The organism is Pygmaiobacter massiliensis (genome assembly GCF_900199435.1).
GTDB classification, from domain to species: Bacteria; Bacillota; Clostridia; order Oscillospirales; family Ruminococcaceae; genus Pygmaiobacter; species Pygmaiobacter massiliensis.
The window spans coordinates 1,318,899-1,332,454 of sequence record NZ_OAML01000003.1 but is presented as its reverse complement, the minus strand read 5'-3'; the positions used below and the strand labels follow the sequence as shown (position 1 = coordinate 1,332,454).

The window sequence follows — 13,556 nt, the reverse complement described above, 5'->3', positions numbered from 1 at the left end:
GCTGTTCTACAATATGAAGGGCGGAAACGATCCATGACTGAACACATCATTGCCCCCGCAGAGATTCTGCTGCCGGGCGAGAACATCGACATGAAAAAATGGCCTGCACTTGCCTGCGACCAATTCACCTCTCAGCCGGAATACTGGCAAGCGGCAGAGCGCTTTGTCGGCAGCGAGCCCAGCGCCCTGCGTCTGGTACTGCCGGAGGTTTACTTAGAAGAGCCGGGCGTAGAAAAACGGATTGAAACAATTCACGCTGAAATGGACCAGGCACTGGGCTCGGTGCTCAGCCGCGCTGTCCACGGCTTTGTTTATACCGAACGCTGCACCGAGAGCGGTGTGCGCCCCGGCCTCGTTTGCGCATTGGATTTGGAGGCTTACAGCTATGAACCCGGCGCAGAGCCGCTGATTCGCCCGACTGAGGGTACCGTTACCAGCCGCATCCCGCCCCGCCTTGCGGTGCGCCGCGGTGCCGCGCTCGAGCTGCCGCATATTCTGATGCTGCTTGACGACCCCACTGACACTGTTCTGGGCCCCATTGTCGCTGCAAAAGAGCACCTGCCTAAACTGTATGACACCGAGCTGATGCTGGGCGGCGGCAACGTCGCAGGCTGGGCCGTGGAAGACCGCGCCCTCGTGGACGGTGTTATTGCAGCGATTGACCGTTTTGCTGCCACCCCCGGCCCCGGCGGCAGAGCACCCATTGCGATTGCGGCAGGCGACGGAAACCACTCGCTCGCTACCGCAAAAGCCTACTGGGAGGAGCTGAAAGCAACTCTTTCACCCGAAGAGGCTGCAAACCACCCGGCACGTTACGCCCTTGCCGAGCTGGAAAACATCCACAGCCCTGCCATTCTCATCGAGCCGATTCACCGCGTGGTATTCGGCATTGAAAAGGCAGCCTTTACTGCCGCACTGAAAGAATATTTCGGCGAAACTCTTGGAAGCGAGGGCGAGCAGCACTTTACCGTCATTGGCCGCGGCCCGGCAGAGGACGAACAGCTTGCACTACGCGAGCCAAAAGAGCCGCTTTGCGCTGGCAGCATTGAAACATTTTTAGGCGCATTTTTGCCCAGCCATCCGGAATGCCGCGTTGATTACATCCACGGCGAAGAAGCTGTGCGTGCACTTTGTGCAGAAGGCGCTGCGGGCATTCTGCTGCCGCCCTTCGAAAAGGACGACCTGTTTAAAGGTGTTTATCTGGGCGGCGTGCTGCCCCGCAAGACCTTCAGCATGGGCCACGCAGAAGAAAAACGGTATTATCTCGAGTGCCGCCGCATCCAAAAATAATCATCATTTTTTACAAAACCGATGCAGTTTTTTCTGTGTCGGTTTTTTATTTAGAGAAATTTTCCGCCCCGTTTTCACTGTACTTTAGGGCGCTATTATGCTATGATAAATGCGCTTATACTTATATGAGCCTTCCATTTTAACCCAGTTTTGGATACTTTATAATGTTAGGAGCGCACTGTTTTGACTGAATTTCCTACCAACCGTTCGCCAAAAAAACGGGGCAAAAAGCCACAGCATAGCTCTTTTTCCGATTACATTGAAGTAATTCGGAGACTGTCACCCAAAAAGAAAAAGCAGCTCATTTTATTTTGCGGCGGCACTGTGCTGGCATTGGTACTTATCATTGTTCTTATGTTTAAGCTCATCGCTTCTGCCACAAGCGGCGGCACAAGCTCTTCTTACCTCGAAAATATTCCGTCGAGCGTATCTGGCAGCACCCCCGCAGCAGACAAGGACTATGATAAAAATGCAAACTCGCTGAACAGCGACCAGTACAAAGAAACGATTTTGCCAGAAAGCAAAGATGCCGGGCAGGACTATATTGACGAAACGCTGTTTATCGGCGATTCGAACACTGCCCGCATGATGTCGTACGGTTTCACCACGCTCGAAAATGACATCGGCACTGTTTCGATGGGCATTCAACACGTAACCTCTAAAAAATGCGCATTTTTTAAAGGCTACGAAAATGGCGTGACGATTCCGCAGGCCGTAAAAATTATGCAGCCCCGCCGCATCATTATCACCTTTGGTACTAACAACACCATCGGCTGGTCGCCCGATACTTTTGTAAAAGAGTATAAAAAGGCACTGGATGCGATTCACGAGGCTTACCCCTATGCCGATATTATCATCAACTCGATTCCCCCTGTGCACCGCTACCGCGACAATCCGTCGGTAACCATGCAGACGATTGACAGCTTTAACAAAGCACTTGTCGACCTTGCAAAGCAGGAGGGCTATAAGTTTTTGAACAGCGCCGAGGTGCTGAAAGATGAAGAGACCGGCTTTGCAAAGTGGGACTACACCATTAGCGATGGCATCCATTTGAACAAAGAAGCGATGACCGCGATGTTTACCTACTTCCGCACCCACAGCTACATCACCGAAGACGAGCGCCCTGCACTGAAAAAGGTACCTGCCCGTTTGGAGGCCCCGTACGATATCATCACGCAGGACCCGCTTGCTGTGCATGCAGACAAAACGCCGTCCCCCTCTTCTTCTGAAACTGCAAAGAACTATACTGTTACTTTCAGCGTGCAGGACCCCGCCGCTGGCAAGCTGGAAGGTGCCACCACCCAGACACTGGCTGTGGGCGACAAGACCTCTGCGGTAAAAGCAGTGCCAAACAGCGGCTACATGTTCTCGCACTGGACGATTAATGTCGGCTCTATTGATGACAAAAACCCGGAAGTGGTGTTTACATTAAAGCTGAAGGACGAAAAGAATATTTCGATTGTTGCGCACTTTAAAAAAGCGGCAACACCAACGCCTTCGCCGTCACCGTCACCGACTCCCACTCCCACTCCGAGCCCGACCCCGACTCCCACTGTAACACCACCAACACCGACTACGGAACCAACTACCGCCCCGACTACGGCTCCGACTACAGCACCGACCACGGCACCAACTGCGCCACCAACCATACCGCCAACCACACCACCTACCACGCCGCCAACCACAGCGCCCAGTTCTTCTGCCCCTGTGGATCCGGCACCTACTCCTTAATCGGTGTGAGTTTTTAAGCTAAATCCGAGCGCATCGCCTTTTTAGGCGGTGCGCTTTTTCCTAAAGGGAAATAAAAAAGAAGGCACTCTGGTGAAAGAGTGCCTTCTTTTTGTGTATCTATCGTTAGAATTTAAAGTAATCCATACCGCCTTCAAAAATAGGCTGATATTTGTTGCCCGGCACATTCCGGAAAATGTCGGCACCAGTGCGCTCAGAATGGCCCATCTTTCCAAAGACGCGTCCATCTGGGCTGGTGAGCCCTTCAATGGCATACACGCTGCCGTTCGGGTTCACCCGAATATCCATCGTGGGTTCGCCGTCGAGCCCCACGTACTGGGTGGCAATCTGCCCATTTGCAGCAAGGCGGCGAATCAGTTCTTCGCTTGCCACAAGTCGGCCTTCGCCGTGGCTGATAGCGATGGTGTGCATCTCGTCGACATTACAGTGCATCAGCCAGGGAGATTTATTCGATGCCACGCGGGTGCGTACCAACCGGCTCTGGTGGCGGCCGATGGTGTTAAAGGTGAGCGTCGGGCAGGTGTCGTCGGTATCAATAATCTCGCCAAACGGTACCAGCCCCAGCTTAATAAGTGCCTGAAAACCATTGCAGATACCAATCATCAGGCCATCACGCTGATGCAACAGGGTGTGGACTGCATCTTTGACGGCGGGATTGCGGAATACCGCCGTGATAAACTTGCCGCTGCCATCCGGCTCATCTCCGCCCGAGAAGCCGCCCGGCAGAAAGATAGCCTGACTCTGCCCGATGATACGGCACATCTCCTGCACACTTTCGGCCACGCTTTGCGGGGTTAAGTTGTTGATAAGAAACACTTCGGCCTCGCCGCCCGCACGCTCAATTGCGCGTGCAGAATCGTACTCACAGTTGGTGCCGGGGAATACCGGGATAAGCACCTTCGGCTTTGCGATGCCAAGCTTTGGCACGCGGTATTCGTTGGTGTCGAAGCTGAATTTTTCTACCTTCTCATCTGTGGTGAGAATATTGCATGGCAGCACGCTCTCCAGCTTGCCCTCGTATGCTGCCTGCAGTTTATCCAGGTTGATAACCTCGTCACCGGCGCGGAAGGTGTATTCTTCGGTGGTGATGCCCAGCGGCACACCAATGTCGATATCATCGCCAGCCAGCTCTAAAATAAAGCCGCCGTAATTGGGGCCAAACAGTTCTTCCGGGTCAAAATCTTCATCCAGGGCAAAGCCGATTCGGTTGCCGAGTGTCATCTTAAACAAGCCCTCTGCAATGCCGCCGAAGGCAGGTGTCCAGGCCGAAATAACCTCCTCTTGCTCAATAAGGCTTTCCACAGCATAGTAGATGTCTTTGAGGCTTTCGGGATCTGGGCGCAGGCCGTCTGCCTGGCGCGCAGGGGCGACCCATACAACACGGCTTTCGGGAAGCTTGAACTCGGGTGAAGCAACACGGCGTGCATCGCCCAGTGCAGTAGCAAAGGAAACCAGCGTCGGCGGCACATCGAGGTTTTCAAAGCTGCCAGACATGCTGTCTTTTCCGCCAATGGCGGCAACGCCAAGATCCATCTGTGCATCTACCGAGCCGAGCAAAGCGGCAAACGGTTTGCCCCAGCGCTTCGGGTCCTGCCCCAGCTTTTCAAAGTATTCCTGGAAAGAGAGCCAGACCTCATCGTGATCAAAGCCTGCTGCCACCAGTTTTGAAACACTTTCTACCACTGCAAGGTAAGCGCCGGTATACTGATCCTGCTCACTGATAGACGGGTTAAAACCATATGCCATGCCGCTGCAAGTATTGGTTTCGCCGCCCAGCACCGGCAGTTTTGCTGCCATTGCCTGAGCCGGAGTCAGTTGTGTATTGCCGCCAAACGGCATCAGCACGGTGGCTGCACCGATGGTAGAATCAAATCGCTCCACAAGGCCTTTTTTGCTGCATACGTTAAGGTCGGTGACGAGGTTTTGCAATTTTTCGGCAATGCTGCTGCCCGGTACGGGTTTTATCTGCACCGCTTGTGGGCCAACTTCTACTGTGATATGTTTTTCAGCACCGTTGCTCGCGAGGAACGCGCGCGAAAGGTCAACAATTTTTTTGCCGCGCCAGTGCATCACAAGGCGGGGCTCTGCGGTGACTTTTGCCACAACGGTTGCTTCCAGATTTTCTTTATGCGAAGCCGCGATGAACGCATCTACATCTTCCGGAGCAAGCACCACGGCCATCCGCTCCTGGCTTTCGCTGATGGCAAGCTCGGTGCCGTCCAAGCCGTCATATTTTTTCGGCACGGCATCGAGATCAATTGCAAGGCCGTCGGCCAGCTCACCAATCGCAACCGACACACCGCCCGCGCCAAAGTCGTTGCAGCGTTTAACCATGCGGGTCACTTCGCCATTGCGGAAAAGGCGCTGCAATTTGCGCTCAATCGGCGCGTTGCCCTTCTGCACCTCGGCTCCGCAAGTTTCAAGGCTTTCCATTTTGTGCGCTTTAGAAGAACCTGTTGCGCCGCCGCAGCCGTCACGGCCGGTGCGCCCGCCCAGCAGCACTACAATATCGCCGGGGGCCGGTACTTCACGCCGCACATTTTTGGCGGGTGCAGCGCCTACTACGGCGCCAATTTCCATGCGCTTCGCCACATAGCCAGGGTGGTATAGCTCATCCACAAAACCGGTGGCAAGGCCGATTTGGTTGCCATAGCTGGAATAGCCTGCCGCTGCGGTAGTAACAAGCTTGCGCTGTGGCAGCTTGCCCTCCATCGTGTCTGCAACCGCCACCAGCGGGTCGCCCGCACCGGTCACACGCATGGCCTGGTAAACGTAGCTGCGGCCCGAGAGCGGGTCGCGAATCGCGCCGCCGATGCAGGTGGCCGCACCGCCGAACGGCTCAATCTCGGTGGGGTGGTTGTGCGTTTCGTTCTTAAACAGGTACAGCCAGTCTTCTGCCTCGCCGTTTACATCTACTTTTACCTTGATGGTACAGGCGTTAATCTCTTCGCTCTCGTCCAGCTCTGGCAGCAGCCCTTTGGCTTTTAAATAACGGGTGCTGATGGTAGCCAGATCCATCAAGTTGATGGGTTTCGTGCGGCCCAGCTCTTCACGCATAGCGATGTAGCGCGCAAAAGCTGCCGCTACCGCCTCGTTTTGGATATTGGCTGCGTCGATGGTGGTGCCAAAAGTGGTGTGGCGGCAGTGATCCGACCAATAGGTGTCAATCATACGGATTTCGGTGATGGTCGGCTCACGGTTTTCCTGTTTGAAATAGTCCTGGCAAAATGCGATGTCGTCCGCATCCATTGCGAGAGCGTAGTCCTCTACAAACTGCGCAAGCCCCGCCGCGTCCAGCGCCAAAAAACCTTCCAGCACCGCCACATCTGCTGGCACGGGGTACGTTACAGCGAGGGTGGCTTTTTCTGCAAGGTCTGCCTCGCGGGATTCTACCGGGTTGATGACATACGCTTTTACGGCGGCGAGCTCCTGCTCGGCGAGCTTGCCAAAAAGCAGATATACTTTTGCGCTGCGCACCGCGGGGCGCTCGCCCTGGCTAATCAGCTGAACGCATTCAGCGGCGCTTTCGGCGCGCTGATCAAACTGGCCGGGCAAATACTCGGTGGCGAAAACAAAATCCGCTCCATCGGGCAGCGTTTCGGTTGCAAGGTCAATCTGCGGCTCACTGAAAACAGTGGGCACACAGGCATCAAACAGCTCTTTGCTTACACCCTCTACATCATAACGGTTGAGAAAGCGCAGGCCGGTGAGTCCGGTGATGCCAAGCAAGCTACGCAGCTCTTCCAGCAGGTGCTGTGCTTCTACGTCATAAGGGGCTTTTTTCTCTACATAAATACGGTAAACCATTTGGGGTCACCCGTCCTTTCTCTGATTAGCGGCAAGCGCCTTTTGACCGATATCGCTGCGGCAGAAGTGCCCCTCAAAGGAAATCTGTTTTACGCCCTGATAAGCCTTTTCGATGGCTTGGTCAAGCGTTTCGGCTGTGCCGGTCACGCCCAGCACCCGGCCGCCCGCCGTAACCAGCCGTTCGCCCTCGCATTTGGTGCCCGCATGGTAAACCGTCACATCACAAAGCGCAACGCCGCCTTTTGTCAGACCGCGCATCTCGCAGCCGGTTTTGTACTGTTGCGGGTAGCCACCCGAAGCAACTACCACGCAGGTGGCTGCGCCGCTGCTAAAGTGAACTTCGGCTTCACCAAGGCGTTCTTCTGTAACTGCACGCATGATGGAGAACAAATCGCTCTCGAGCAACGGCAGCACGACCTGGGTTTCGGGGTCGCCAAAGCGGCAGTTGTATTCAATCACTTTCGGCCCGTCCGGCGTAAGCATCAGCCCAAAGTACAGACAGCCTTTAAAGGTGCGGCCCTCGGTGTTCATTGCCGCCATCGTCGGCAGAAATATCGTTTCCATGCAAATCTTTGCAATTTCCGGCGTGTAGTAGGGGTTTGGAGCAATCGTGCCCATGCCGCCGGTGTTTGGGCCTTCGTCGTCATCCAGCGCGCGTTTGTGGTCCATGCTACTCACCATCGGCACCATCGTTTTGCCATCGGTGAATGCCAGCACGCTTACTTCGGGGCCGGTCAAAAACTCTTCAATTACCATCTGGTTGCCGGCACTGCCAAACATTTTATCTTCCATAATGGCTTTTACGCCTGCCGCCGCCTGTACAAAATTATCGCAGATCAGCACACCTTTGCCAAGTGCCAATCCGTCCGCTTTAAGTACGATGGGAAACCGTGCTTCGTGGCGGAGATAATCCACCGCCTCGTGGGCAGAATCGAACACCGCATATTGCGCCGTGGGAATGCCGTATTTTTTCATCAGCTCTTTGCTGAACACCTTGCTGCCCTCAATGATGGCAGCCTTTTGGCTAGGGCCAAACGCCGGTACGCCGATTTCGGCAAGCCGGTCTACAAGGCCCAGCACCAGCGGGTCGTCCGGTGCAACCACGACATATTCGATGCCGTTTTCTTTGACGAAATCTACCACGCCGTCGAGGTCTGTCGCCTTGATGGGCACACAGGTGGCATCATAGCTGATGCCGCCATTGCCGGGCAGGCAGAACAGCTCGGTAATCTCTGCGCTTTGTTTAAGCTTTTTTATAATTGCGTGCTCGCGGCCACCGCCGCCCACTACTGCAACTTTCATATGATAACGCTTCCTTTCCTGGGAACTGTGCCTTCGCGCGGTGCAAAGGGCACAAACTGGATTTTAGCCGTTTTAGTGGTGGAACAGCCGCAGCCCGCAAAAGGCCATGGCAATGCCGTACTTGTCACAGGTTTCAATGACATTATCGTCGCGGATAGAGCCGCCCGGCTGTACAATGCAGGTAACGCCGCTGCGGTGTGCGCGCTCAATGTTATCTCCAAACGGGAAGAATGCATCGCTGCCCAGCGCAACGCCGGTAACAGCCGCGAGATATGCTTTTTTCTCTTCGCGAGTCAGCGGTTCGGGGCGTACGGCAAAGGTGTTCTGCCAAACGTCGTCGCCCAGCACATCCTCGTAATCATCACTGAGGTAAACATCAATGGCATTGTCGCGGTTGGCACGGCCCAGACCTTCTTTAAACTGCAATGCAAGCACTTTCGGGTGCTGGCGCAGGTGCCAGATATCCGCCTTGCTTCCCGCCAGGCGGGTGCAATGGATGCGGCTCTGCTGCCCGGCACCAATGCCGATGGCCTGTCCGTCTTTGGCATAGCATACCGAGTTGGACTGGGTGTATTTAAGGGTAATCAGCGCAACCAGCAAATCACGGCGCTGTTCTTCGGTAAGGGTTTTGTTTTTGGTAACAACCTGCCGCAGCATTTCCCCGGTAATGGCAAGGTTATTGCGGCCCTGCTCAAACGTAACGCCAAATACGTCCTTATGCTCGATGGGCGCCGGGCAATACGCGGGCTCAATTGCCACAATGTTATAAGCGCCTTTCTTTTTGGTTTTCAGCACTGCCAGCGCTGCCTCTGAATAGCCCGGGGCAATAATGCCATCCGAAACCTCTTTGGCAATGATGCGGGCAGTCGCCTCGTCACACTCGTCTGAAAGCGCAATCCAGTCGCCAAAGCTGGACATACGGTCTGCGCCGCGGGCACGCGCATAGGCGCTGGCCAGCGGGGTCAGCTCCATTTCTTCCACAAAACAAATCTTTTTCATCGTATCCGAAAGCGGTAGCCCAAGCGCTGCGCCCGCGGGCGAGACATGTTTAAAAGAAGCGGCTGCGGGCAGGCCGGTGGTTTCTTTCAGCTCTTTTACCAATTGCCAGGCATTCAGCGCATCTAAAAAATTGATATAGCCGGGGCGCCCACATAACACTGTAACCGGAAGCTCACCCTGCTGCATAAAAATTTTAGCCGGCTTTTGGTTGGGGTTACAGCCATATTTCAGTTCTAATTCTTTCATCCTCAAATGTTCCTTTCGCGCTGCGCACTCAGCGAATGATATCGGCTTTTTTGATGGGTTTTTCTGCCGTCTGCCCGGCTGTTTTTTCGTATTTATTGATGATTCTTGTTTCAGGCTCACTGCCGTCCAGCGGCAAGTAACGCACAAACAGGCTCACTTTATTCTCTTCGTTAAGGTTCTCCCAAAGCTGGTTTGCAAAGCTATCGATGTCTCCGCGCAGCACTACTCGCTCCGGCTCGCCTGCAAAACTGGGAATCGGATCTCCGTCGCAGCGATAGGTGTGCAAAAAGCGGCCTTCGCCTGCAACCGGCTGCGGATATTCAAAGAAAAACCGCTCTACCGATTCTGCATTGCCCTCGTCACTTTTTAAGATGGACATGCGATACCGCATTTTTCCGCTGTTTATTTTTACATAGCCGGAAATGCGCGGAGTAAAGTTCGGTGCGTCCGGCTCAAAGGTGCGGGTACGCAGCGCACGGGAGAAGCTGCCGCCGTCTGCCATCGTGTCATAGATGGTGTCGGTCTGGTCTCCGTTGGTCACAATCGTGCGCTGGCCTAGCACCCGTACCGGCGCGTAGATGATAAGGCTGGGGTCAACCAGCTTGGAGGGATCTGCCGCCTCGGTAATAATGCCGCCGTCACAGGGTGTAAACACACGGTTGCGGCTATTGCCGCTGCGGCCCATGATGAAATAGGCAATCACGGCATTCTTGCCGTCCTCACTGCGGCCCAGCACAATGCCGCGGCCGGGGTAGCTGTTTTCTGTAAGAAGCGCTGTAAGGTCTAAACCTGCCATAATACCCTCTCCTTTTTTCTATTATTGTTTCGGGCCGCCCGCACAAGCGTGCCTGAGCCCTTGTTTCGTTTTACGTTTCGGTCCGCCTTAAGTATGGGCTGCGAAATGTGCCCGCAGCAAAGTTTCTTGCTTTTAGTTATCTTGTACGGTATATCTCACTACGCCAGTCCCGCGCAGCAAAGTTCGATGGCGCGGGGCAACAGCTGCCACTCGGCCTCTTCCATGACGCGGCGCTGCAAAAGTTCCGGCGTATCGCCGGGCTGCACCTCTACCGCTTTTTGCAACAGTATCTCGCCGCCGTCGGGCACCTCATTTACAAAATGTACCGTTGCACCGGTCACCTTAACGCCTTTTGCAAGCGCGGCCTCGTGTACTCGCAAGCCATAAAAACCTTCGCCGCAAAAGCTGGGGATTAAGCTGGGGTGGACATTGAGAATGCGGCGGGGATATGCAGCGATGATGCGGGGCGATAAAATCGTAAGATACCCCGCCAGCACGATCAAGTCAATTTGCGCCGCTTTCAAGGTGGCAAGCAGGGCATCGTCAAACGCTGTGCTGTCTGGGTAGCCTTTGCGCCGTACCACCGCGGTGGGAACCTCTGCATTTTGTGCACGGGTCAAGGCAAACGCATCCGGTCGGGAGGCCACCACCAGCGCAATTTGGCCGTGTGGTATCTGCCCCGCGGCTTTCGCGTCAAGAATCGCCTGCAGGTTGGTGCCCCCGCCGGAAACAAGAACAGCAACCTTTAGCATAACGCTACGCCCTCGCCTTTGACCGCTTCACCCATAACGTAGGCTTCTTGTCCATTGGCGCGTAAAATCTCAACGGCTTTGTTCGCATCTGCTTTGGGCACCACCACGCACATGCCGACACCCATGTTAAAGGTATTGAACATATCACGCTCCGGCACATTGCCGATTTTTTGCATTAGGGCAAAGATGGGCGGCGTTTTGACCGCTGCTTTTTCAATTTTTGCGGCAAAGCCTTCCGGCAGGCAGCGCGGAATATTCTCGTAAAATCCGCCGCCGGTGATGTGTGAGACCGCGCGCACCGTTACCTGTTCGGCCAACGCAAGCACAGGTTTTACATAAATGCGGGTCGGCTCCAGCAGCGCTTCACCAAGGGTTCGGCCCAGCTCTGCGCTATACAAATCCAGCCCCTTGTTTTCCAAATCAAAGATGCGGCGCACCAGCGAAAAACCGTTGGAGTGCACACCGGAGGACGGCAGCGCGATTATCGCATCGCCCTCCTGCATTTTGGTGTTATCGAAAATTTTCTCTTTGCTTACAGCACCTACCGTAAAGCCTGCAAGGTCGTATTCGTTTGCCGGGTAAAAGCCGGGCATTTCGGCGGTTTCGCCGCCAATCAGCGCCGCACCGGACTGCACGCATCCTTCCGCTACGCCGGAAACAATCGCAGCAATCTTCTCCGGTACATTTTTGCCGCAGGCGATGTAATCAAGGAAAAACAGCGGTTTTGCACCGCAACAGATTACATCGTTGACACACATCGCCACGCAGTCGATACCAACGGTATCGTGCTTATCTATCATAAAAGCGATCTTCAGCTTAGTGCCTACGCCATCGGTGCCGGATACCAGCACCGGTTTTTTAAACTCTTCCAAATCCAGTTCAAACAGGCCACCAAAGCCGCCCAAGCCGCCCAGTGCGCCCGCTGTCATGGTGCGGGCCACGTGCTGCTTCATCAGTTGAACTGCCTCGTATCCGGCGGTAATGTCTACGCCCGCCGCTTTATAGCTCTCGCTAAAGCTCTTTTCCATTGGTCAACCCATTCCTTTCCGGGCGGCGGTATTTATCTGCTCGCCCTGCCGTAAGCGCTTGTACTGCTTCGGCCTAGTCGCTATCTTCTTCTGACGCGGTGCGCTCAGAAAGTTTCATCTCAAATTTATTTTTTTCGGTCTGGCGCGGCGGCTCGGTGGGGTATTTGCCGGTAAAGCATGCCTTGCAAAAGCCCTGCGCGGTTTTCGGCGCGAGCGCATCCAGGCAGTCGGTGGAAAGATAACCGAGCGAATCAACCCCGATGATATCGCGGATCTCTTCGATGGTGTGTTTATAAGCAATCAGATTTTCGCTGGAATCAATATCGGTGCCGAAATAGCACGGATAGAGGAACGGCGGCGACGAAAGCCGCATATGTACCTCTTTTGCACCCGCCTCACGCAGCAGTTTCACGATTTTGAGGCTTGTGGTGCCACGCACGATGGAATCGTCGATAAGCACGATACGCTTGCCGCGTACCACCTCCGCGATAGGGTTGAGTTTAATGCGCACGGCATCTTCGCGCTGCGCCTGGCTGGGTGCAATAAAGGTGCGGCCGATGTATTTGTTTTTCAAAAAGCCAAGGTCAAATGGAATGCCGCTTTCCTGTGCATAGCCGAGCGCGGCATCCAAACCGGAATCCGGCACACCGATGACAACGTCTGCCTCTACCGGATGCTGCTGTGCAAGAAAACGCCCGGCCTGCTGGCGTGCCAGATGTACACTGGAGCCATCAATGACCGAATCCGGCCTTGCAAAATAAATGAACTCGAAGATGCATAGGCTGCGCGGCTTTTTGTTGCAGTGTTCTGTGTGGCTCGTGATACCGTCTTTGGTAACGACCACAACTTCGCCAGGCTCGATGTCCCGCACAAATTCAGCGCCTACCGCGTCAAGCGCGCAGGATTCGCTGGCAAACACCACACTCTCTCCGATTTTGCCCATGCAAAGCGGACGAAAGCCCATCGGGTCGCGTGCAGCAATCAGCTTGCGCGGGCTCATAATCACAAGGCTGTATGCCCCGGCAATTTTCTCCATTGCCGAAAGCACAGCCGTTTCAATCGAAGGCTTTTTGATACGCTCTTTGGTAATGGTATAAGCGATAACCTCTGTGTCGGTGGTGGTGTGGAAGATTGCACCCTCCAACTCATACTCCTCGCGCAGCTCAGCGGCATTGGTAAGGTTGCCGTTATGTGCCAACGCCATATGGCCTTTGACGTGGCGCACCAGCAGCGGCTGCGCATTGGTGCGCCGCTTAGAGCCGGTGGTTGCATAACGGCAGTGGCCTACCGCCATCTGACCGGGCAGGGCATCCAGTTTTTCCCGGTTGAATACGTCGTTTACCAGGCCGGTGTCCTTATGCAGGTTGATGACACCGTCATCATTCACTGCAATGCCGCAGCTCTCCTGCCCGCGGTGTTGCAGCGCGTAAAGGCCATAGTAGGTTAGGCCTGCCACATCGCCGAGATTTCCCCGGTCATAAAGGCCGAAAACGCCGCATTCTTCATGCAGCTTGTCTGTAAGCAGTTCTTTCATCGGTCTGTTCTCCTTTTTATTGTGGCCGCGTGGGGCGGCACGGCTTATGCGGG

Annotated in this window: 9 protein-coding genes; 2 read left to right on the top strand and 7 right to left on the bottom strand. The window is 54.8% G+C overall.

Annotated features, from left to right (window positions below):
- Window positions 1-33: 33 nt before the first annotated feature.
- Window positions 34-1,290 carry a DUF1015 domain-containing protein gene (locus C1A11_RS10955; protein ID WP_102050491.1) on the top strand — a complete coding sequence of 419 codons (1,257 nt, stop codon included), beginning with the start codon at window positions 34-36 and terminating at the stop codon, window positions 1,288-1,290.
- Between the two features lie 183 nt (window positions 1,291-1,473).
- Entirely contained in the window at window positions 1,474-3,021 is a 1,548-nt protein-coding gene (locus tag C1A11_RS10950; protein ID WP_102050490.1) for an SGNH/GDSL hydrolase family protein, read from the top strand.
- Window positions 3,022-3,144: 123 nt separating this feature from the next.
- On the opposite strand, the gene C1A11_RS10945 is transcribed toward C1A11_RS10950, so the two are convergent.
- From C1A11_RS10945 to purF, 7 genes are all read right to left on the bottom strand, one after another.
- Window positions 3,145-6,846, bottom strand: a complete 3,702-nt coding sequence (locus C1A11_RS10945; protein ID WP_102050489.1) for a phosphoribosylformylglycinamidine synthase — start codon at window positions 6,844-6,846, stop codon at window positions 3,145-3,147.
- A gap of 6 nt (window positions 6,847-6,852) precedes the next feature.
- Window positions 6,853-8,148, bottom strand: a complete 1,296-nt coding sequence (purD, locus tag C1A11_RS10940) for a phosphoribosylamine--glycine ligase (RefSeq protein ID WP_102050488.1) — start codon at window positions 8,146-8,148, stop codon at window positions 6,853-6,855.
- Between the two features lie 72 nt (window positions 8,149-8,220).
- Window positions 8,221-9,393, bottom strand: coding sequence for a phosphoribosylaminoimidazolecarboxamide formyltransferase (locus C1A11_RS10935; RefSeq protein ID WP_102050487.1), 1,173 nt, complete (start codon window positions 9,391-9,393; stop codon window positions 8,221-8,223).
- 28 nt (window positions 9,394-9,421) lie between these two features.
- Window positions 9,422-10,189: an IMP cyclohydrolase gene (locus C1A11_RS10930; RefSeq protein ID WP_102050486.1), complete on the bottom strand. Its 768-nt coding sequence runs from the start codon at window positions 10,187-10,189 to the stop codon at window positions 9,422-9,424.
- 158 nt (window positions 10,190-10,347) lie between these two features.
- Complete coding sequence (gene purN / locus C1A11_RS10925) at window positions 10,348-10,941, bottom strand: phosphoribosylglycinamide formyltransferase (protein ID WP_102050485.1); 594 nt, start codon at window positions 10,939-10,941, stop codon at window positions 10,348-10,350.
- The gene (gene purM / locus C1A11_RS10920; protein ID WP_102050484.1) at window positions 10,935-11,969 is read right to left on the bottom strand and encodes a phosphoribosylformylglycinamidine cyclo-ligase; all 1,035 of its coding nucleotides are present in this window, start codon (window positions 11,967-11,969) and stop codon (window positions 10,935-10,937) included. Before purM ends, purN begins: the two co-directional genes overlap by 7 nt.
- 73 nt (window positions 11,970-12,042) lie before the next feature.
- The gene (gene purF, locus C1A11_RS10915) at window positions 12,043-13,503 is read right to left on the bottom strand and encodes an amidophosphoribosyltransferase (protein WP_102050483.1); all 1,461 of its coding nucleotides are present in this window, start codon (window positions 13,501-13,503) and stop codon (window positions 12,043-12,045) included.
- Window positions 13,504-13,556: the final 53 nt, after the last annotated feature.

Excerpts from the sequence above, each read along its gene's own strand:
- purN (WP_102050485.1), bottom strand. The coding sequence starts at position 10,941 with ATGCTAAAGGTTGCTGTTCTTGTTTCCGGCGGGGGCACCAACCTGCAG.
- purM (WP_102050484.1), bottom strand. The coding sequence starts at position 11,969 with ATGGAAAAGAGCTTTAGCGAGAGCTATAAAGCGGCGGGCGTAGACATT.
- C1A11_RS10930 (WP_102050486.1), bottom strand. The coding sequence starts at position 10,189 with ATGGCAGGTTTAGACCTTACAGCGCTTCTTACAGAAAACAGCTACCCC.
- C1A11_RS10945 (WP_102050489.1), bottom strand. The coding sequence starts at position 6,846 with ATGGTTTACCGTATTTATGTAGAGAAAAAAGCCCCTTATGACGTAGAA.
- C1A11_RS10955 (WP_102050491.1), top strand. The coding sequence starts at position 34 with ATGACTGAACACATCATTGCCCCCGCAGAGATTCTGCTGCCGGGCGAG.
- purF (WP_102050483.1), bottom strand. The coding sequence starts at position 13,503 with ATGAAAGAACTGCTTACAGACAAGCTGCATGAAGAATGCGGCGTTTTC.
- purD (WP_102050488.1), bottom strand. The coding sequence starts at position 8,148 with ATGAAAGTTGCAGTAGTGGGCGGCGGTGGCCGCGAGCACGCAATTATA.
- C1A11_RS10935 (WP_102050487.1), bottom strand. The coding sequence starts at position 9,393 with ATGAAAGAATTAGAACTGAAATATGGCTGTAACCCCAACCAAAAGCCG.